This is a genomic window from Microcoleus sp. Pol14D4 (genome assembly GCF_036701245.1).
Lineage (GTDB): Bacteria > Cyanobacteriota > Cyanobacteriia > Cyanobacteriales > Microcoleaceae > Microcoleus.
Map to the genome: position 1 here is coordinate 1 of NZ_JAUBQM010000100.1, position 20466 is coordinate 20466.

The window sequence follows — 20466 nt, forward strand, 5'->3', positions numbered from 1 at the left end:
GCTTTTATCAACAAGGTATGCGGGCCGCAACCCTTATACAGTCTATCTCGTAGACCTTTTTGTCACCCCCCCAGAAAATAAATACATCATCTTAACTAAAAACCTACGCTGGTTGGCATACTAGCCCACAAGTTATAGTTCCAGAGGGTCTAGACTTAGAATTTATGCCCTCTCATTCTCCCGAGTTACAACTTTCTCAGAACGTCTGTACCCTTTAGTTAATGAAGCAATTGTCAATCGGTCATTTCAAAATCTTGATGAATTAGAAGAAGTATTATTTCAACGTTGCCAAGTTCTGCTGAAACAATCTTCTTTGATTAAACGAATTACTTGTTTCCATTGGTGGCTTACACCCAAAGCTATATCATTCGGGTGCAACCGGAATTGATATTACTTGTTGCCATTGGTAGCCTACAACCAAAGCTATATCATTCGGGTGCAACCGGAATTGATATTAAGTGCAGGTTCATAGTGAATTGGTATCATAATTGTAAAAAAAAACTATTGCTATCGGAAAATACTTAGGGGGTGAAACGTTAAAACTACAAAATTATTGGCTCAAAAATAGACTTCTTTTTTCTCTTTTTATCTCCTCCCATAACCTCAAGCAATCGATCGACTACACGCCTCCAAGTAAAATTTTCAGCGACAAAAGCCGGACCCGCAACCCTCGCTTTCGCAGCGATTCCAGGCTGTTCGATCGCTCCTTGCATCAAAGCAGTCAAATGTTCCCACTCCGGAGCTAAGATAAATAAGGTTTCCCCGTCACTCACCACAGCCGTAAATTTACTCTCAATCCGCTGTGCAAAGTTGGAACCCGTAAAATCATCCGTAGGACCCCCCGCAGTGCAAATAACAGGCAAACCGCAAGCTGCTGCTTCCAACACCGGCAGATTAAAACCTTCTGCCAAATACGGAGAAACATAAGCATCAGCAGCTTGGTAAAACTCTGCTATTTGAGCAAAAGATAGCTGGCTACCCGTATAAATTAATCTCGGTAAAACCCTCGCTCTTTCCGCATCGTTGAGCGCAACTCGGCAGGCTTCAGCAATCTCGTCTCTGGACGGATAAAGCAGTTCTGAACCTTTTAAAACTAATCTCGCATCTGGATATTTGTCAACTACCGCAGCGAAGGCTTTTAATAAAGGGCGAATACCTTTGCGATCGGTTTGTCCTCCGATGTTTAAAAATATAAAATAGTTTGACCAGCCGAAACTTTGGCGCAGCGATTGACGCCGATCGCCCGCAGCAGGATAATACAGCAGATTCCACGCAAATAGAGTACACCTTAATCCCAAACACTTACCAAAATGGTTGACAAACCCTTGCAACCGTACTCCATAAACCTGGAAATTGCTGTAAATCTGAGGATCGACTCCCAAAGGTACAACGGCAATGCGATCGGCCTCAACACCGCTGCGAATTAAGCCAGCTTTTGACCAAGCTGAAGGTGTAATAATTTTCGTTTCTGAGTTAACCGGAGTTTCGGCGATCGACTTAACACCCATCGCCTGTAATACTGAACTCGTAATAATCCCCCATTCTGTGGCTGCAAATACCCAAGTTTGAGCGCTGCTGGATGCCGAGAAGTCCCACGGGCAGTACATTCGCAGGGTAACATCCGCTGACTGATTTACCGCAGGGCTCTTAATGCTGCGAAGTAAAGTTTCATTTGGGCGATCGAACAAACTAATTTTCGTCTCCCAAGCTGCGTCAATGTAGGGCATATCGCGGTGGAAAAGCTCAATTTTTTCTCGCGGGCGATCGAGCATTTCCAGCAGTTGAAATTGATTGGCTACGCAATAGGAATGATAAATAAAACGCCAGCCTTCAACAATAATCTGCAATTCAAAACACCCGCTTTGTAATTAAAAATTCACCTAACAATCAAAAATTGGTAATTAGTAATTAGCAGCAGGAATTACCAATTACCAATTACTAATTACCAATTCCTTACTTAATCACTTGCCAATCCATAATCCGCCACTGTCCCTCTTGACGGATCAAGTCGTAACGCACGCGCAGGTTTTCGTTGCGGGAAGAAACGAGCTGAGAACGATCGAACACTTCGGCTTTTTCCGCGACTTGGGCTTCTACTTGAGCGCGATCGGGATTAGTCGGATTCGTCTTAACTCCATTAACTTGCAGCTTGTGTACATAACGCTGGTGCGCGTTGTTTCGCTGTTGAGCTTCTGCCATCAATTGCCAGCGAGACAAAGCCGGTTCTGTCAGAACTTGCTTTAATTCTTCGACAGCGTGATTGGGGCCCAAAGCCGCTGCTTTCGCCGACAGCCAGCTTTGAACTATTTGTTCGGCTGATGCCTCAGTGATTTCTCCCGACACTGCGCCTGCAGCGGTCGGCTCTGGGGCCGCGGCCAAGGCTGGGATTTCTAGGGGCGGTTCTTCTAGGCGGACGAGGGCTTGCTCTCCTTGGAGGGATGGGCCCGATAGGGCTTGCATGGCGCTCGCCAACAGACTGAGTATTAACCACAGGAGTAACAGGCTCAGGACACCTGCGACTAGAAACAAAGCCAGCCTGTTTGGAGGCATGGACTTGACTTGGGCGGTAATTTCTGCTGCCTTGGTACGCGCTCGATCGACCAAATCCCCATTTAGCCCATTGCCGGTTGCTCCGCTGCGCCCTGAATGTTGGCGTCTGCGTTGTTTGGAAGTCGAGTCTACGGGGTGTGGGACTGTCGCTATCGGGATAGAGACGGGGGCAACAGCGCTGGGCGCAGCCACCGTTGCCTGGGATTTCGCGCCCGATCCTGCGGTAGAAGCCTCGCCTGGTACGGGGGTCAAGGTGACCGTGCTGGCTCCCTGCTTGGCTGTGGGTGGCTGTGCGGGTATGGCAGCGGGCGAGCGGCCTGCTGTGGGTTGCAGTCGCGCTGGGGGCTTGCCGGAGCGGGGCTGCACGACGACCCATTCGTTGGCGGTTTCTGCGTCCTGTGGCAAAGCTTCTAGGTAAGCTTGTACTTTCGGGTCGGCAAAGTATTCTTTCAAGGACACAGACTCGTTGGCCAAGTCGCGGAAGTGGGGAAACACTTCTTCTTGTAGCCAATGTTCGGCGTACAAGCACAGTCCGGGCAACAAGTCGGGTGAATCTTGGGAATGTTCGCGAATGAATGCCAGGGGCTCTTTTTCCGAACTCAGTTCGAGGGATCGGCTGGCTTCTTCTGTCTGGCCCAGCAGCAGGGAACAGACAGCTTTTTCCAGGTGAACGTCTTGGCGGCGACCGAGCTGCATCAGCATCAGCTTGGCCCGACGGATCATCGATGGCTGTCTGGCTGCAAATCCTTGGGCTAACAGGGTGTAGACCGAGAGGTAAGTAGCGACTGCGGAAGGGCGGCCGGCTTCGGCTTCAAATAGCGCTTGCTGCTCGCTGCTGGTTAGGTGTTTACGCATTTGCTGCACGAACCGGAGGAAGTCTTCTATTCCTAAACCCGATCGATCGTCTCCCGATCCGTCGATGCCGCCTCGTTCTTGAAGCATTTCTCGCAGGATTTGCAGTCCCCGACGACGCTCGGCGACTTTTTCTTCGGGAAGGGATAGTAGCTCTAAAATGTTGTACGGACGGAGTTTGTATATGTCGGCTTGCATTTCACCCCTCACGCTTGCAAATAGGCTTTCGCGCAGCAGCAATTCTTGACCTGCTTCTAATGATTTTGCGGCATTTTCGTACTGACCTTGCTGCCACTGTTCGCGGCCGAGTTCTAGACAGGCAAGGCTGACAGTTAAAACTATATCTGGCCGCACGAGCTGAGGGTCGCCGAAACGACCTTCTGCGATCGCGATGCTGCCATTGTTAAGATACGGGCGACCCAGCTTCTGTACGAGTTCGTATTCCCCCAGTTCTTGCAGTACGAGCAGGGCTCCTACGAATTGGTTGTCATCGATTTCAATACTTGGAGTGTGGGGGTCGGGAGCAGCATCTAAAGTCTTGGACTCTGGCGGAGCGGTTTCTCCTGCCTCTTGCAGGAAGGTGGCTGTGCCTGCTGAGGTTTTTGACCTCTGGTGCTTGGCTTCGAGTGCGGCTTCCGACTCTCGATCGTAAGTTTTGGCTAAAAAACTGGCATCGTAAGCTTTGCGCCCCTCTGAGTCTGACAGAACGGCGCAGGCTTCATCGAGCAGTTGTTTGCGGGCGACGATCGCAACTTCAGAATACTCCCTGCGCGGAAGCTGTAAAGTTCGATCGCGGTGAGCCTGCTGCAACTGTTCGGCAGTAGCTTGAATCGGTAGACCCAAAATCCGGTAGTAATCTAGTGGAATTAACACTCGTCCACTTCCCCAAAGCGCTAGCAACTGAATTAGCCTATCTTAAGTGAGATACTCCCGCAAACCCAATCAAAAATTCTGGTGTTGGCTTCCAACCGCTCAATTCACGGTATCTTGGACTTGCCGTAGAGATACTCTGACTTTTTTCCCTCTACAGCGTTTTACAGTGAGGAAAATGCCACGCCCCACTGCCCGTCAGCTACCCGTCAGCTAAAGGAGTGGTTTGACTTGCAGAGCATTATTCGGGTTTGAGAGTAATGGAATTATATCATTTGTTGGCATCGGTTTTAGATGGGAGTTGGTTCTCCAAGTCCCGGCAAGCCTCTCCGCCTGCCAAACTCATTTTAACAATTGGTGAACTGCTGTACAAAAAAGGTACGATCGTTTTCTGCTGCGGTTGTGTCCCATCTCGGTTTAAATTTAGATGTCTAGGAAGCCGATCGTCGGGTATTAATTATTTATGGTTCAGGAACGGACTTTACCAGTTTTTGACGCGCAAAGCGTAAACCTTTCTCGGGATGAGGGCTTGATGCTCTACGAGGATATGGTGTTGGGGCGCTATTTTGAGGACAAGTGTGCTGAGATGTACTACCGGGGCAAAATGTTTGGTTTTGTCCACTTGTACAACGGTCAGGAAGCTGTCTCTACTGGCGTGATTCGATCGATGCGCCGGGATGATACCGATTACGTCAGCAGCACCTACCGCGATCACGTTCACGCTTTGAGCGCGGGTGTGCCGGCGCGGGAGGTAATGGCGGAGTTGTTCGGGAAGGAAACTGGTTGCTCGAAGGGCCGCGGCGGTTCGATGCACATGTTTTCGGCCGAACACCGACTGTTGGGCGGTTATGCTTTTGTGGCTGAGGGAATTCCTGTAGCTACGGGGGCGGCTTTTCAATCGAAGTACCGTCGCGAAGCTTTGGGGGATGAGAGTTCCGATGGGGTAACTGCTTGTTTTTTTGGCGACGGTGCTGCCAATAACGGTCAGTTTTTTGAGTGTTTAAATATGGCGGCTTTGTGGAAGTTGCCGATTATTTATGTTGTGGAAAACAACAAATGGGCGATCGGGATGGCCCACGAGCGAGCTACTTCTGACCCGCTGATTTACAAGAAAGCTCATGCTTTTGGCATGGCTGGCGTCGAGGTTGACGGGATGGATGTTTTGGCGGTGCGGGAAGTGGCGAAGGAAGCTATAGCGCGGGCGCGCGCCGGCGAAGGGCCGACTCTGATCGAGGCTTTGACTTATCGCTTTCGCGGGCATTCTTTGGCCGACCCTGATGAGTTGCGTTCTAAGGAAGAGAAGGAATATTGGTTCCCTCGCGATCCGATTAAGAAGTTGGCTGCTGATTTGATCGATCGAACTTTGGCAACTGCTGAAGAATTGAAAGAGATCGATAATAAGATTCAAGCAGTAATTGATGATGCGGTAGATTTTGCTGAGAAAAGCGCTGAGCCAGATCCTAGCGAATTGTATCGGTTTATCTATGCAGAAGATGAGTAAGCAGTTGTGCATTTAACTTGTATGTTTAGGGCGGGCAGGATGCCCACCCCACAAGAGTGATAGCTCCCCGTAGGGACACGGCGAAAGCTTTTGTCCCTACTGCACTTCATAAACCTGCGATAGGCTGTAAGACTTACGCACAGACTCTACTTTTAGGGTGCGCACTGCGCACCTTACTATAAATTCAAGCTAGAATCAAAGGTAGACTTTCTAGACGAAAAGAGAGGCGATGTGATAAATATCGATCGCAATCTAACTCAAGCCAGCAAAAATATGGGTGCAGTTCGAGTCAAAGTCAAGCTAACGAATGCCATTAATGAAGAGTTAGTCAAGAGAGGATTGCTCAATCCAAATCTGTTGCGCATCTACGAAGCAGAAGCACTCATAGATACTGGTGCAGTACGCACAGCTATTCCTGTAGAAGTCTGCCAACACTTGGGTTTAAGAATTAGGAGTCACGAAATAGAAAAATATGCTGATGGCAGGCAAGAAACTGTAGGGTTGACTGGGCCTGTTATTATTGAAATAGAAGGGCGCGAAACGATTGAGGCGGGAATGGTTTTAGGCGATATGGTGCTAATCGGCCAAACTGTGTTAGAAACTTTAGATTTGCTAGTAGATTGCAAAAATTAGTGTCTAATTCCCAATCCCGAAAATTCCGAAAGGCCTGTATTGAGAGTTTAATATTAAATCCAGCTTAAATACCTCTTTTATTTATAATGTTCGAGTGCCTATAGGGGGAGGATGCCAGCATTTTTAATCCGCAAAAATTAAACGATTTACGGAGGATTTTAGTTGTAGACCCATTCTTGAAACTCATTTTGATTCATTGGCGACGGCTTCATCATTATACTTAGTAACATATGTTTTTCATAGTCCCAATTCTAGGAAGTTTTAGAACTAGGAAACCATTTATCCACTAGCAATAAAGTTGCTCCAGACCTTTTACATTTATAGTCAAGTTAACGCTTGAATTCGTAATGTAAAACTATAGTTCGGATATTGACCCAGCCAGCTTCTGATCGGCCACCATGCCTTTGACGTTTAACCCACATTCCGCACCCTAAACTGTCACACTACGAATTTTCGGAGTTTGGCGAAATTGAACTGGCGATCGCAAGTCCAATTTCCCACTTGCGTGTATAAAAAGTGACTATTTTGGTTCACAAAATTCCACAAAAACTGATTGTGACAGTGGAGGGTGCGGAATGTGGGTTTAAGTTTTCAATCTTAATTAGCGTGAAAATTTTAGCCAAATAAGTTTTTAATTTCTGATACCAATTCACTATGAAGATACACTAAATGAGGCTGATGTCTTTCTGGTTGGAACTATATCCTTAGCGTTATATTAAATGCAGCTTCATAGTGAATTGGTATGAATATAAAAGAATGGAATGCCAGCTATTTGTGCGTAAATTTGGCTAATTTTATTGTAAGTTTTGCGTTAGTTTTGGGAACCTTTTACCTGTTTTGATGCTTGCTGTAAAGTAGCTAGCTTGGCTTGCGTACTGGCTATTAACGGTTTTGTTGCATCAAAAACTTACCGATTTGACAGCGTGGTCGCATATTTAATACCTACGTCGATTCCTACAACTGCTTCAGATTGCTTAACAGGTAAACGTTCCGCGTCAAAAGAGAAGGATACTTGCCCAGCGACTTCCTTCTTGTGATATCGTGAAAGTTAGAGACACAAAACTACATTTAAGTGCCTCGTAAAGTCGAAACTTTCCCAAGGTGGGAATCTTAATTGTGCTACCAGGACTTAGCAGAACTTTGGCGCTAGATGGGTCAACCGTAAAAGACTGACCATCCCGGCGACTAGCAAATTTTGGATAACCTGCTTTCCCGGAACGATATCGACTAAACGTATCTTTCAAGTCAATCAAAGAATTTTGATAAACTCGACTAGACAACTGGTTCATCTAAACGAATTTAGGTTGTTTCTTGAGGTGGTTGGTGAGAACTTTTTTGACTTAGTTGAGTACCTTTGAGTCTTAAAGCTTCCCCTCGCTATGCATTGGGGTTGGCAAGCTTAATTCAAAATTAAATACTGCGCGCCGAAATCCTACGTGTTTTGCCATCAAGGTCGCTTCATTGTTATTCAATTTTAGCGATCGTTTGACGCCAAACATAGTTAAACTTACTTGGAAGTCTTTACTTGATCAACTATAGAGGAATCCGAACAAGGGTCTACACCCTCTACAATATTTTTAACTTTTGCTTTATATTTTCGCAGTCCGTAGAGGCGGGAAGAAAAACAGTGGATTATTGAAAGCAAGTCTTGAGTCAATTCTTCATGCGGTGAAAGGCTTTCGGCGTTTGCGACGATAATCGTCCCGCCATTCCACTGTAGAATTTGCTCGACAAGTTCAAAACCAAATCGGCACAGCCTATCTTGATGAGCCACGTAAAGCACCCTGACTTCGCCTAGTATCGCCCATTGTAGGATTTGCAGGAATTTGGGACGTTTGAAATTGAGTCCACCCCCAATCTCCTGAATGGAGTCTGTGATAGCAACTCCTTGCGCCAAGCAGAATTGTTCCATAGCTTGTGTCTGACGAAGTAAGTCTTGTTTTTGTCCGGGGGACGAGACGCGACAATATACGATCGCCCGATTGGGTGGCGTTTTACCGGTCTTTAGGTTCCGGACTATATTTAGGTGAGTTTCTGAATAAACACGCTGGTTGCCCAGTGTCCTCTCAGGGATTAACTTGCCTTCCCTTTCCCAGCGCCGTAACGTAGAGCTTGAGACTCCCACTAATTTTGCGAATTCTGCCACTTTCCACATAGAACTTTATCTCGGCGAATAACTATGGATAAGTTTAGCAAATTATTGGACACTTAAGTCTTGCTCAAATACCATAGTAGGCCCTAATCATAAGGACGATCGCATTGGGTGAGTGGCATCCCCTAGTAACGTGATTTTCTCTATCCCCCCATTGGGATACTGGTTCCAGATCAAAGACGCCTGTTTCCACGATGTTGGTAGGATTCAGTTGCTCGAATAACCCTTTTAACAATGGAAATCCATGGGTCAAAAACTTGCAGAACCATCTAAAAGTAGTTGCCTTTGGAATATAATAATCAAGCTGAAGATCGATTCTGAAAATTCCCTGAGCTTGTCAGAACCAAGCTTATATTTAAAGAATTTTGGTTGAACCCTTACCATGTCCCTCGACTTCTCAAGTCCTAACTTATTTCTTTTATCTGCTATTCCTTGATTGAGAGAAGCGTAAACGCCACAGAAGTCGGCGCGAAATAAACACAGTAAAACCCCGACTGGACACTCTCAGTTACAAGTTTGTTAAATATTGCTATCCCAGGAACTTTAGCCCAAACACGATTTCCGGCTGAAGCTTTTACGCTAGAGATTTCGGGTAATTCCAATGAAGCACTTATTAATTTGGCCACTAAATTTCTAACATAAATAGCAAAGAAATGTCTATTAAAATTGTCATTACTGACAAATGGATATTTGCAATTTTTTTCAAGGGACTCTGTAAGCGCCTGAATCAATAATTAATGTTGCATCTTCAATTTAATTATCGTGCCTCACCAACAGCTTTCAAATATTAGCTGTGGCGCTAACCGTTAATTATACCGCAACTGCGGTATAACATTCTATACTAGGTGTTAATAGCAGCAAACAACCACAAGATTAGCCGATCGCCCATCCTGTATATTGCCCCAAGTACAGCGCCACTGCTAACCCACAAATCTCCCTTGCAGAAAGTAGCACAAACGTGATACGGTATAAGCTTGTGTCCAAATAACACCAGTTCATGCCAAAACTCAAAACTCGCAAAGCAGCCGCAAAGCGCTTTAGAGCGACCGGCAGCGGTAAGATCGTGCGCCGCAAAGCTTACAAAAGCCACTTGCTACAGCACAAAAGTTCAGCTCGCAAAAGCCGTCTCTCTAAGCTGGTCGTCATCGACGAGACCAACGACGCTAACGTGCGGTTAATGCTTCCATACTTGTAAAGTTTAACGGAAATTAAAGATGACACGGGTAAAACGCGGTAATGTCGCCAGAGCGCGCCGCAAAAAAATTCTCAAATTAGCCAAGGGTTTCCGAGGCGCACAGTCCAAACAGTTCCGCACAGCTAACCAACGGGTGATGCAGGCCCTGCGTAACGGTTATCGCGATCGCAAAAAACGCAAACGCGATTTCCGCCGCCTGTGGATTGCTCGGATCAATGCCGCATCGCGCCAGCACGGCACGAGCTACAGCAGACTGATCGGCAACATGAAAAAAGCCAACATCGAAATCAACCGCAAAATGTTGGCACAAATGGCGATCGTTGACCCAGCCACATTCGGTAAAGTCGTGGAAATGGCTAATCGAGCCGGAGCCTGAAAGTTCGCTTGATTTTCAGAATGCAGAAAGCAGAAGTAAGAAAGATTTAACAGTCTGCCAGAGAAGGAAAACTCCTGATAAATCTAGGAGGTTGAGACCAAATTTCCTTCTTTGTTCTTACTTCTGGGTTCTTGCTTTTTCAGAAATCGCGATCGGATCTGTCGATCGCTATTTCCGTGTTTTTTATACAGTTGCAGAGGCAAATGTCAGAGATTGCTAACGCCTTAAAATAAATAAGACCTTCCAGAAACCTACCTAATTTTAAGAAAAACATGGATAGTAATTTGCTCATTGTTTACCTGACAGTTCTGCTCGCTATACTCGGCAGCACTTCCTGGTTTGTGGTGCGCCAGATTCTTAAAACTCGGAAGCTGGAAATGTCTCTAGAACGCTTAGAAAATAAGCTGACAGTAGAAAGAGGAACAGCACAGGAATACTACGAATTAGGAAGTATCTATGTAGATAAGAAGCTTTACTCCCAAGCGATCGTACTGTTTCAAAAAGCCCTGAAAGCCAAAGACTTGGAAGGCGAAGAAAATCAAGCTGTTATTTACAACGCCCTCGGTTTTGCACACTTTGGCCAAGAACAGTACGACATCGCAATCCGCCACTACAAAGAAGCCCTGAAGTTACAACCAGAATACGTTACATCTCTCAATAACCTGGGTCATGCCTACGAGCGAAAGAAATTAACAGCTCAAGCTTTGGAAATGTACGAACAAGCTCTCGCCTGCGATCCAGACAATACCACGGCAAAACAGCGAGTAGAGTCTCTCCGGAAGCGTTTGGTCATCTATAATTGAGCGCCCATGTTAGGAACAATAGAGATCCCCCAAACCTGGTTTCATTCAGAAACCGGGTTTTTTCTTCACATAGTCCCAGATACTAAACTATCCAACACATTAATGGGTTAGTTTTTAAGAACAGGAATTCCGAGTCAAGCTCGATCGCACATCGTCCCAGCACTTTAAATTAATGTCAAGATAAAAGCAGTACCTGCAATACCGGTCAGTCCTAACAATAGAAGGAGGAGAACGTAGTGACATCAATTCTGGTTGTCGAAGATTCGTGGTTGACTCGCAGGGTAATCTGCAAAATTCTCCGAGCAGAAGGATACGAGACTTGGGAAGCATCCAGCGGCCCCGAAGCTCTAGAACAGCTCGGCGCTAAAACCCCAAACTGTATGCTATTAGATCTGCTGATGCCAGAAATGGAAGGTCGGGAAGTCCTGCAAGCCATGCGCGATCGAGGATATAAAATTCCAGTGATCGTAATTACCGCAGACATCCAAGCAAGCACCCGCTCCGAGTGCATGGAACTCGGAGCCCTGGCAGTCATTCACAAAATGCCCAACTCAGACGAACTGATCGGATGGATCAAAAAAGCTCTCAGTGTCAGCGAGGAGAGCACCCAATGAAATTAAGCACTCGACAGCTTGATGCTTTGCAGGAACTCGTCAATATCGGGATCGGTCAAGCCGCAGGGGTTTTGAACGACATGATCGACTCCCCGATTCGCTTGCAAATCCCCTACCTTCAAATTCTGACTCCCATCGACGTGGAAGAAGAATTAGAGCAGCACCTCAACGGCGAGCAAATCGCCGCTGTCCAGCTCAAATTCACAGGCTCCTTTGGAGGCATTGCCCAGCTAGTCTTTCCCACCAACAGCGCTGCCCTGCTGGTGACAATGCTTACAGGGGAAGAAGGAACTCACGATCTCGATTCAGTCAAAATTGGTACGCTGAGTGAAGTGGGAAACATTGTAATTAATGGGGTTATGGGTGCAATCAGCAACGTGCTTCAGCAGCGCCTGAATTACTCAATTCCCACTTATAGCGAAGGGACGATTTCTAGTTTGCTGATATCTGGCGGTTTAGCTACTGATACAGTTGTTTTATTAGCCCAGACCAGCTTCATGATTGAAAGGCTTCACATTGAAGGAGATATCATTCTTATTTTCAATGTTAATTCCTTTGACACCTTGTTGACTGCTATCAATCAACTTGCCGGGGGTCTATGATTGAGGAGAGCAAAAGTATTAAGGAAAAGTTTGGGGTTCTCGACAGCGTACCAGTCGGCGCCTGCTTGCTCCAAGATGATTTTGTGGTGCTGTTTTGGAACACTTGTCTGGAAGAGTGGACTAAAATTCCCCGCAGCGAAATATTGGGGACAAAGATCACAACCCATTTTCCTCACTTGAGTCAGTTAAAGTACGCCACTCGCTTCAAGCAAATCTTTGCAGGAGGCCCGCCAACAATTTTTTCTTCTCAAATTCACAAACACCTGATTCCGGCAACTTGGCAAGACGGTCAGCAGCGAATTCAGCAAACTACAGTGACTGCTGTGCCGGCCCTAGAGGCTGGCATAGAAGAACAGGAGATTAGAGACTGGGTTCTCCACACTCTTGAGTTAAAACCAGATGGTACTGTCGGAGTCGGATCACCAAGAAGTGCTTTTTTGTCTAGGGAATCTCCACCCTCAGTTTCGTCATCAATATGGCCGGGGGTGAATTCCCCATCGTTCTACGCGCTGCTGGTGATTCAAGACGTGACCGACCTCACCCACCGCATCCAAGCTTACCGCACAATGCGGGATCAAGCTTTGGAAGAAGTGCAAGTGCGGCAGCGGGTGGAGGAAGAATTGCGATCGAGTCAGCATTTCATCCAGCAGATTGCTGACGCCGCGCCTTATTTGCTCTATATCTACGATTTGACCGAACAGCGAAACGTCTACGTCAACGGTCAAGCTTCTAAATTGCTGGGCTACAATCCCCAAGAAATTTTACAGATGCAAACTGCTTGGTATTCCAGTTTGGTGTACCCAGAAGATTTGCCGAGGCTCAAAGCCCACCAGGAAAAATTTCCCTCGACCCAAGACGCGCATATTTTGGAGTTGGAATATCGCCTAAAACATCGATCGGGCGAATGGCGCTGGTTTCGCTGCCGCGACCAAGTTTTCGCCCGTACAGCCGACGGCTGCCCCAAACAAATTTTCGGCACCGCTCAAGATATCACCGAGTACAAGCGGGCAGAAGAGGCGCTAAGGCAGCAGAACGAACGAGAACTGCTGATGGCGACGATTACTCAGCACATCCGCCAGTCTCTGGATTTGGGCGAAGTGCTCAGCACGACAGTGACAGAAGTACGTCAGTTCCTTCAGGCCGATCGAGTGATGATCGTGCGCTTTAACCCCTGTACCGGCAGTCTCTGCGCCGGCCCGGCGACGGGGGCGGTGACAGTGGAATCTGTAGCTCCCAACTGCCCGCCGATGTTGGGGGAAACCCTGGAAAATTTCTGTTTTGACCAGTTCTATCTCGAAGCGTACCAACATCGAGCGATCCGACCGATCGCGGATGTTTGGGCCGCCGATTTGCCGCAATATCAAATTGACTTGCTCGCACAATTCGCCGTGAGAGCTTATTTGGTTGTGCCTTTAGTCCAAGGAGATGATTTGTGGGGGCTGCTGATGGCCCACCAGTGCAGTCCCCGGCAGTGGATGCAGTTGGAAGTAGAGTTGCTGTCTTCTCTGGCCACCCAGTTGGCGATCGCCATCAAGCAAGCAGAACTATATCAGCAGTTGCAAGCCGCCAACCTCAAGTTAGAGCGCTTGGCCAGTTTAGACGAACTCACGCAGCTAGCAAACCGCCGCCGATTCGATCAGTATTTAGAAATGGAGTGGCGCAGACAAGTCCGGGAACAAACGCCTCTGTCCCTGATTCTCTGCGATATTGATTCTTTTAAAAGTTACAACGATACCTACGGGCATCCAGGGGGAGACGAATGTTTGCGGCAAGTCGCCGCGGCGATCGGCAATGCCGTCAATCGCCCCGCCGATTTAGTAGCTCGCTACGGAGGCGAAGAATTTGCCGTTATTTTGCCAAATACCGCGATTCAAGGCGCTGTGCTGGTAGCCGAACACATAGAACTCAAAATCGCAGCTTTGCAGCTTCCTCACGCTGGTTCTCAGGTGAGCCAGTACGTCACTCTCAGCCTGGGCGTAGCTAGTATTGTTCCTGCATCTGAATCGGGAGCCGAAATTCTGATTGCCGCAGCCGACCAAGCGCTTTACCAAGCTAAACGACTTGGGCGTGCTCGTATCCAACTTTACCAGCCCGATCCTGCTGGCAAGGGGAATGGGACAGGCACTTCAATACTTCCTCTAGATTTTTCTATACCCAATACTAATTTACCCTCTCCCACTAGCGCTTGAGGAATTGCCATATTTGTGGGTTCAGAGTAGTTATACCACTCCGCCAAAAAATGCACCTGTCCGCGCGTGATCCAAACCCTGATATCCCTCTTCTGTCAGTCTGCGAATTAAAGAAGTAAGAAATAAGCTGCTCAAGCATAAAAATAAAAGGGTTGGAATGGATTTATTGGAGCAATTAAATCGTGGAACCCAATCAATAATACCATTTTTTTAAATACTGCTATAGATAAATACTGTAAAATCCCAGACCATCCTGTTAGAAAACCAATGACATGATTTGTTAAATATGATAATGTTTCCTGAACTTTTACACGGAGTTCGTCAAGATTACTGAAGACTAACTTAGTTAAAAACCCTTTGATGTATTTTCATACAGCACTTTGTGTGACTAAGAGGTACAGTAACAGCAGTGAGCAAAATAATTTTCGATTTGCTTAGTTGAACATAATTTCACTCCCAATTCCAAGAGTTTTTCCACAATCTGTACACTTCGAGGTACAAATCTCCTGAGCCATGCCTTTAATTCCCACCATAAATGTTCGATCGGGTTAAACTCTGGTGAGTAAGGTGATAAATACACTATTCTTGCTCCCACTGCTTCAATCATTTCTTCTACCCCCTCTACTTTGTGCGCCTTCAAATTATCCATGACTAATACCGCTCCTTTCCATAATTTTGGAACCAGTTGTTCTTGCACAAATTTCTTGAACTCCTCTCCGTTTATCGATTTTTCTATTGTCTTCATGGCGATGACTTTCTTATTGCTTATTGCTCCCACCACTGTTACCCTACTTCCTCTATAAAATGGCTTGATATCGTAGCTTCTTTCTCCCTTTTTACTTCTAGCTCTAAGTCTCATTATCCCCAGCAATACGCCCATTTCGTCCAAAAATATCAGATTTTCTGGTTCGACATCTCGGATTTTTTCCCAATATTCTACTCGCTTCTTTTGATTAATTTCTTTATGGGCTTGACTACTCCGTAGTGTTTTTTTTTTCAAAGTGAGTTGCTGCTTTTGTAAGAATCGGCACATGGCACTCTCGCTCAACCATACTCCTGTTTTTTCGTGCCAATACTCACAATATTCTGCAAGTGTGTAATCTGGATACTGGGCTACCATCTCTTCAATCTGTTGTTCGTGACCAAAGAGTTGGCTCGGTTTACCACCATGAGCCTGACTAGGGAGTAGTCTTCCTGTCTCTTTTTTTCGCTTTAGTAGTGCCGCGATCCGTACTTTTACTCACTTGAAATCTTTCTGCTACTTTCCGAATAGAGGTGTTACCTGCTTCTCCTTGTGTCAATAATCTTTTGACGTATATCTAGGGAGTAGGGTTTCATTTTTCTCTTTCTTACCACCTCTAATATTGTACCTAATCGTTAAGCAAAGTGCTGTAATCTTTCTGTTGGATTTGCTTCAGGACAATGAGGAGGTTGAAATAGTAAAATAATATTGTCTGGTAATTCAGATGTGATTAAAAGATGACCGGGAGCATTATCGACTTGAATAATATGCAATTCATCGGGATATTGAAGCGACAATTGTTGCAAATGTGCTTGAAAACAAAATCGAGCTATAGCCTTTCCAGAAAGATAAGATATGATGTAACTGGCTTGAATTAAGTGAAAAATATAAAACCAAAAAATATCATGCAGCTCTAATTAAATGGAACACTCACCACATTCACTCGACTGACAACTATCAATAATTGTAGAAAGTATCATATTACACGTTAGTAAAAATGAAAACTTATTCTCTTGATTTTAGAGAAAAACTCTCGATACTTACCATAATGAACCGCTGTTACAAAGAGCAAGAGCTAACAGTTTTTGTGTAGCCCTTACTTTTGTCCAAAAGCTTATTAAACACTATCATGAGACCCAAAAGCTTGCTCCTAGAACTGAGTGATGCGGAGTTAAATAAAAAAATGAATTCAGAACAACTGCTGATTTTAGCGGAATTGATTGAAACAAATAATCATACAACTATCGAAGAACTCCATGATTGACGGTACCCAAAAATTTGTTCGATCGTCAGCATAGCAACGAGGGGAAGAATGACACAACTCTTAAGCATGACTTAAAAAAAAATCCCTCATATAAAGATACTGAAAAAGTTACGAACCTGCGATATGAGTTCTAGCAAAAAAATCAGATAAGTTTGTTTCAAAGACTTAATATCTCTTGATGAATCGGCAGTTAACTTGGCAATCGTTAGGTTATATGCTCGGTATCTAAAAGGTTCAAAAACCGGGTTTAAAAATCCAATAAACATGGAATAGGTTGGAAGAGGGGTCTCAATAATTGGAGCGATATCAGTCAATTAAGCCATAGGGTTACTAAATTTAATTGGTACGACCAATACAATTATATTTGAGAATTTTATCATCCGATAACTCGTACAAAAATTAGGGAAAGCGGGTTGTGTAGTTATGGATAACTGTACTATTTATACCGGACAAGGAGTAGAAAAAGTCATAAAAAAAAGGCAAAATTAATATACTTGTCGCCATAGTCGCAGGAATTATCCGAATTGAAAATTTATGGTCAAAACTTAAAAATATTCTCCCTTATATCAAGACGACTAATGATCAACAGTTAGCAAAAGCCATAAACTTTACATTTAATGAAGTTACAGAGCAAAAATATTTGAAATTGGTTTACTCACTGCTGTTATTGTACCTCATCTTTTTGATAAAGGCTATATCTAAAAAATCTCACGAACAATCAAAATAAAATATTTTCAAGCCTAGGCTTATCAAAATCTGTGTTTGAGCAAACCACTTATCAAAACTTATATTTTACCGAAACTTTATCTCTCTTAATTGCTAGGAATGAGCCACCCCGAATTATTTAGCCCAACCTAAACCTTCAATAAAGAGCGAATTTTTACCTGGCATATTTGCACTATTTGCGCTGCGCGGTTCCGAAAGATATAATTGCAGAATTGCCTAAAAAATTCCCAAATCAACTTAAAATCAGTAGAGTGGCATTTACCTTAAAACTCCCTATGACAAAAGCCGAAATTAGCACCAAAAACATCACAGTTCCTAACGGGGATTTGCAAATAGCTGCATACCTAGCCCAGCCAGTCTCCCTAGGGCAATTTCCTGCTGTTATCGTAATTCAAGAAATCTTTGGCGTCAACTCGCACATCCGCGAAGTTACTGAAAGAATAGCAAAAGAAGGATATGTGGCGATCGCCCCAGCCATTTACCAGCGTCAAGCCCCCGGCTTTGAAACCGGCTACACACCCGAAGCCATCCAAATCGGCAGAGAATACAAAGAAAAAACCACAGCTTCCGAACTTCTGGGCGATATTCAAGCCACTATCAATTACCTCAAAACTCTACCCTCTGTCAAACCAGAAGGTTTTGGCTGCATTGGTTTCTGCTTTGGAGGACACGTCGCCTACCTTGCCGCTACTTTGCCCGAAATCAAGGCTACAGCGTCGTTCTACGGCGCCGGTATCGCCACCCAAACCCCCGGCGGCGGCACTCCCACGATCGCCCGCACAGCAGACATTAAAGGCACTCTCTACGCCTTTTTTGGCACTCAAGACCCCAGCATTCCCTTAGAACAAGTTGACCAAATCGCCACAGAATTGCAAAAACACAGTATTTCTCACCAAATTTTCCGCTACAATGCCGATCACGGCTTCTTCTGCGACCACCGCGGCAGTTACGACGCTACGGCAGCAGCCGACTCGTGGGTGCAGGTGAAGCAGCTATTTCATCAGCAACTTCAACCAGCTTAGAGAGTGGGAGATGGGGAGATAGGGAGATGTGGAGAGTGGGAAAATTTTTTCTACTGACGACTGCCAACTAAATTACTGACAACTGACAACTAAACTGACATGAATTCCAAATCTACAGGTTCTCAAAGCGCAAAAGCATCCTTTTCAATGGATGATTTTGCTAAAGCCCTCGAACAGCACAATTACGAGTTCCAGAAGGGACAAGTAGTGCGCGGCAAAGTGTTCGAGTACGACTCAAACGGCGCGTATGTTGATATCGGCGGCAAGTCTTCGGCTTTTTTGCCGATCGAAGAGGCTGCTTTGAGAACAGTAACGGATTTGTCGGAAGTGGTTCCGCTGGACGAGGAACGGGACTTTTTGATTATCCGCGAACAAGATGCAGATGGCCAAGTTACCTTGTCTCTGCGGCAGTTACAAATTCAGCAAGCTTGGGAAGATTTAATTGAATTGCAGGAAACCGGTAAAGTTCTTCAGGTGCGGGTTTCTGGGGCGAATAAGGGCGGCGTGACAGTAGATGTTCAGGGAATGCGCGGTTTTATTCCCCGATCGCACTTAGTGGAACGCGATAACCTAGAATCGCTGATCGGCCAATCTTTGAGCGTTAATTTTTTGGAGGTCGATCGCGAACGAGAAAAACTCGTACTTTCCCAGCGGATGGCCACTCAATCGAATGCTTTCAAGGATTTGCAAATTGGTCAGTTGGTAGAAGGAAAAGTCAGCAGCATCAAGCCTTTTGGCGTGTTTGTTGACTTGGAAGGAGTTAGCGGTTTACTGCACATCAAGCAAGTTAGCCAAAAATATATTGATAACCTTGGAAAGGTGTTTGCTCCCGGTCAACCCCTGAAAGCGATCGTGGTTGACCTCGATGAAAGTCGTGGCCGGATTTCGCTTTCAACTCGGGTACTGGAAAATTACCCAGGAGAAATGGTGGATAAAATGGCGGATGTTATGGATACCGCAGAAGAGCGATCGGAACGTGCTCGCAAGACTCTTTCTTAAGTCTTGATATAATGACCACCCCGACTTATTTAAGAAGTCGGGGATCTAAGAGGGCGATCGTTTTACGTTTAATTAGCTTGATTTACTTATTTTGCATTGTACATCGACCTGACGGGGTGACAACCCCGTCAAAAGCTTGATAAAATCAAGGACATAGCCCTCAAACCCTTCTGAAAGAATGGGAGCTTATTGCGTCTAATTTTCATCAATTCCGCAATAGTTGCATGGCAAAAATCCATCCCTACTCCCTCCGCTTCGTTGCGCCCACAATTGACCATATAATCTAATCCAAAAACTACTATGACGGCGTTGCGCTCGTTTCCGCTCAATCAGGCGACCGATGTATTTCGGAATTCCCCTAAGCTTAAACTTACCTCCCTGTAAAATAGTCCAACTCTAAGCCAAAGCTATCAATAAAATTAAAGCTTTTAGGCGGTCGTCACAAGCGTAGCTTTTTTCAAGATTATAGCCTCCTGTTTTACAGCCCTTAAACATTGCTTCAATACCGCTGAGATATTTAAAGGCTGTTACAGCTTGTTTCAATGTGCCGATATTTGTGAGTAAATACCAGCCTTCATCTTCACCGCTATCGCGATATTTGCGTTGCCAATAACCAGTGACATCCAACAAGCCAAATCCTTGCTGTTTTGTGACTTTAACTCCAGGCAAATAAAAGCTCGTACCTGGTACTAAACCACACTCGCTCAACCGCTTAAATTCCTTTCCTTGTTCTTGAATATATCGTCCCTGTTTTATTCTTAAAACAAACTTGATATTCTTTTCACACAGCCAAATTGCCAGCTTAACACTCCCAAATTTACGCATCTCCTAAAAGCACAAATTTATATTTTTTTAGCAGACCAAGAATAGGGGAGATTAAGCTTTGTTATTCTCGGAGGTTGCTACAGCCTCGCTTGGCCAATATCTCCCAGTACAATGGTAAAGCTCTCTTGTCCCAAATCAGGCTAATCATAGACACATTTTTATCTCGCCACTGCGTTCTATCAATGGCGACCTTCAACTCTTGTTTCTTTTTAAATTGAGTGACAATACTTCGGACAGTTTTGGAACAGGGACGCTCCCCGAACAGAGACAAAAAATCCCTGGAATTTTAACCGAAACTCCCAAAAAAAGGCACTTTTTAGATTAAGCTCAAAAAATAGACGAACTTAAAAAAATGCCTGATGAATATTCTCGAATCAATTTTACAACAAATGTCAGGGATTAGTCAATCCCAAAAAAAGTTTATGGTGACCTTGTTTTCCACCATATTGCTTGTTTATGGCAAGGTAAACTTTACCTGGGGGGGTGACAACCCGCCCCAAACCCATAGTTAGTAAGGATTGAGCCAACTTGTGGTAAAAAAAGATAGGCAG

The 20466-nt window shown here is 45.2% G+C and carries 16 protein-coding genes and 1 pseudogene; 11 read left to right on the forward strand and 6 right to left on the reverse strand.

The genetic code is table 11. The annotated features are described in order from the left end of the window. Positions 1 to 107: 107 nt before the first annotated feature. Positions 108 to 388: pseudogene (locus QUA33_RS24905) on the forward strand (hypothetical protein); the annotation flags it as partial. Between the two features lie 154 nt (positions 389 to 542). Here QUA33_RS24905 and QUA33_RS24910 read toward each other — a convergent pair. Together QUA33_RS24910 and QUA33_RS24915 are read right to left on the reverse strand one after the other, a co-directional pair. Next, a complete protein-coding gene (locus tag QUA33_RS24910; RefSeq protein WP_333152058.1) occupies positions 543 to 1847 on the reverse strand; it encodes a glycosyltransferase family 4 protein in 1305 nt (434 codons plus the stop codon). Positions 1848 to 1953: 106 nt separating this feature from the next. Further along, entirely contained in the window at positions 1954 to 4275 is a 2322-nt protein-coding gene (locus QUA33_RS24915) for an IMS domain-containing protein (RefSeq protein WP_333152059.1), read from the reverse strand. A gap of 460 nt (positions 4276 to 4735) precedes the next feature. Between QUA33_RS24915 and pdhA the strand changes: the two genes are divergently transcribed. After that, complete coding sequence (gene pdhA, locus QUA33_RS24920) at positions 4736 to 5773, forward strand: pyruvate dehydrogenase (acetyl-transferring) E1 component subunit alpha (RefSeq protein ID WP_333152061.1); 1038 nt, start codon at positions 4736 to 4738, stop codon at positions 5771 to 5773. A 231-nt stretch (positions 5774 to 6004) separates the two neighbouring features. Next, positions 6005 to 6406, forward strand: coding sequence for a clan AA aspartic protease (locus QUA33_RS24925; RefSeq protein ID WP_333152063.1), 402 nt, complete (start codon positions 6005 to 6007; stop codon positions 6404 to 6406). Between the two features lie 1507 nt (positions 6407 to 7913). On the opposite strand, the gene QUA33_RS24930 is transcribed toward QUA33_RS24925, so the two are convergent. Together QUA33_RS24930 and QUA33_RS28350 are read right to left on the reverse strand one after the other, a co-directional pair. Continuing rightward, positions 7914 to 8561 carry an IS607 family transposase gene (locus QUA33_RS24930; protein ID WP_333152065.1) on the reverse strand — a complete coding sequence of 216 codons (648 nt, stop codon included), beginning with the start codon at positions 8559 to 8561 and terminating at the stop codon, positions 7914 to 7916. 422 nt (positions 8562 to 8983) lie between these two features. Next, positions 8984 to 9289, reverse strand: a complete 306-nt coding sequence (locus QUA33_RS28350; protein WP_445243284.1) for an MrcB family domain-containing protein — start codon at positions 9287 to 9289, stop codon at positions 8984 to 8986. Positions 9290 to 9555: 266 nt separating this feature from the next. Between QUA33_RS28350 and rpmI the strand changes: the two genes are divergently transcribed. The 6 genes from rpmI to QUA33_RS24960 all read left to right on the forward strand — a co-directional run bounded on the left by rpmI (position 9556) and on the right by QUA33_RS24960 (position 14337). Beyond that, the gene (rpmI, locus tag QUA33_RS24935; RefSeq protein WP_006634164.1) at positions 9556 to 9753 is read left to right on the forward strand and encodes a 50S ribosomal protein L35; all 198 of its coding nucleotides are present in this window, start codon (positions 9556 to 9558) and stop codon (positions 9751 to 9753) included. Positions 9754 to 9772: 19 nt separating this feature from the next. Further along, a complete protein-coding gene (gene rplT / locus QUA33_RS24940; RefSeq protein ID WP_015178606.1) occupies positions 9773 to 10129 on the forward strand; it encodes a 50S ribosomal protein L20 in 357 nt (118 codons plus the stop codon). A 272-nt stretch (positions 10130 to 10401) separates the two neighbouring features. Beyond that, positions 10402 to 10932 carry a tetratricopeptide repeat protein gene (locus tag QUA33_RS24945; protein WP_333097066.1) on the forward strand — a complete coding sequence of 177 codons (531 nt, stop codon included), beginning with the start codon at positions 10402 to 10404 and terminating at the stop codon, positions 10930 to 10932. Between the two features lie 236 nt (positions 10933 to 11168). Next, entirely contained in the window at positions 11169 to 11546 is a 378-nt protein-coding gene (locus QUA33_RS24950) for a response regulator (RefSeq protein ID WP_333152067.1), read from the forward strand. After that, positions 11543 to 12148 (forward strand): chemotaxis protein CheC, encoded by a 606-nt coding sequence (locus QUA33_RS24955; protein ID WP_333097068.1) that lies wholly within the window; start codon positions 11543 to 11545, stop codon positions 12146 to 12148. Before QUA33_RS24950 ends, QUA33_RS24955 begins: the two co-directional genes overlap by 4 nt. Beyond that, complete coding sequence (locus QUA33_RS24960; RefSeq protein ID WP_333152069.1) at positions 12145 to 14337, forward strand: diguanylate cyclase domain-containing protein; 2193 nt, start codon at positions 12145 to 12147, stop codon at positions 14335 to 14337. The genes QUA33_RS24955 and QUA33_RS24960 overlap by 4 nt, the downstream gene beginning before the upstream one ends. A gap of 388 nt (positions 14338 to 14725) precedes the next feature. Here QUA33_RS24960 and QUA33_RS24965 read toward each other — a convergent pair whose 3' ends face one another. Beyond that, complete coding sequence (locus tag QUA33_RS24965; RefSeq protein ID WP_333152075.1) at positions 14726 to 15565, reverse strand: IS630 family transposase; 840 nt, start codon at positions 15563 to 15565, stop codon at positions 14726 to 14728. Between the two features lie 1779 nt (positions 15566 to 17344). Between QUA33_RS24965 and QUA33_RS24975 the strand changes: the two genes are divergently transcribed. Beyond that, complete coding sequence (locus tag QUA33_RS24975; protein ID WP_333152071.1) at positions 17345 to 18091, forward strand: dienelactone hydrolase family protein; 747 nt, start codon at positions 17345 to 17347, stop codon at positions 18089 to 18091. Positions 18092 to 18190: 99 nt separating this feature from the next. Continuing rightward, positions 18191 to 19090, forward strand: coding sequence for a S1 RNA-binding domain-containing protein (locus tag QUA33_RS24980; protein ID WP_333063140.1), 900 nt, complete (start codon positions 18191 to 18193; stop codon positions 19088 to 19090). A 396-nt stretch (positions 19091 to 19486) separates the two neighbouring features. Here QUA33_RS24980 and QUA33_RS24985 read toward each other — a convergent pair whose 3' ends face one another. Further along, complete coding sequence (locus tag QUA33_RS24985) at positions 19487 to 19915, reverse strand: hypothetical protein (RefSeq protein ID WP_333152073.1); 429 nt, start codon at positions 19913 to 19915, stop codon at positions 19487 to 19489. Positions 19916 to 20466 lie beyond the last annotated feature (551 nt).

Excerpts from the sequence above, each read along its gene's own strand:
- pdhA (WP_333152061.1), top strand. The coding sequence starts at position 4,736 with ATGGTTCAGGAACGGACTTTACCAGTTTTTGACGCGCAAAGCGTAAAC.
- QUA33_RS24930 (WP_333152065.1), bottom strand. The coding sequence starts at position 8,561 with ATGTGGAAAGTGGCAGAATTCGCAAAATTAGTGGGAGTCTCAAGCTCT.
- rpmI (WP_006634164.1), top strand. The coding sequence starts at position 9,556 with ATGCCAAAACTCAAAACTCGCAAAGCAGCCGCAAAGCGCTTTAGAGCG.
- rplT (WP_015178606.1), top strand. The coding sequence starts at position 9,773 with ATGACACGGGTAAAACGCGGTAATGTCGCCAGAGCGCGCCGCAAAAAA.
- QUA33_RS24945 (WP_333097066.1), top strand. The coding sequence starts at position 10,402 with ATGGATAGTAATTTGCTCATTGTTTACCTGACAGTTCTGCTCGCTATA.
- QUA33_RS24955 (WP_333097068.1), top strand. The coding sequence starts at position 11,543 with ATGAAATTAAGCACTCGACAGCTTGATGCTTTGCAGGAACTCGTCAAT.
- QUA33_RS24960 (WP_333152069.1), top strand. The coding sequence starts at position 12,145 with ATGATTGAGGAGAGCAAAAGTATTAAGGAAAAGTTTGGGGTTCTCGAC.
- QUA33_RS24975 (WP_333152071.1), top strand. The coding sequence starts at position 17,345 with ATGACAAAAGCCGAAATTAGCACCAAAAACATCACAGTTCCTAACGGG.
- QUA33_RS24980 (WP_333063140.1), top strand. The coding sequence starts at position 18,191 with ATGAATTCCAAATCTACAGGTTCTCAAAGCGCAAAAGCATCCTTTTCA.
- QUA33_RS24985 (WP_333152073.1), bottom strand. The coding sequence starts at position 19,915 with ATGCGTAAATTTGGGAGTGTTAAGCTGGCAATTTGGCTGTGTGAAAAG.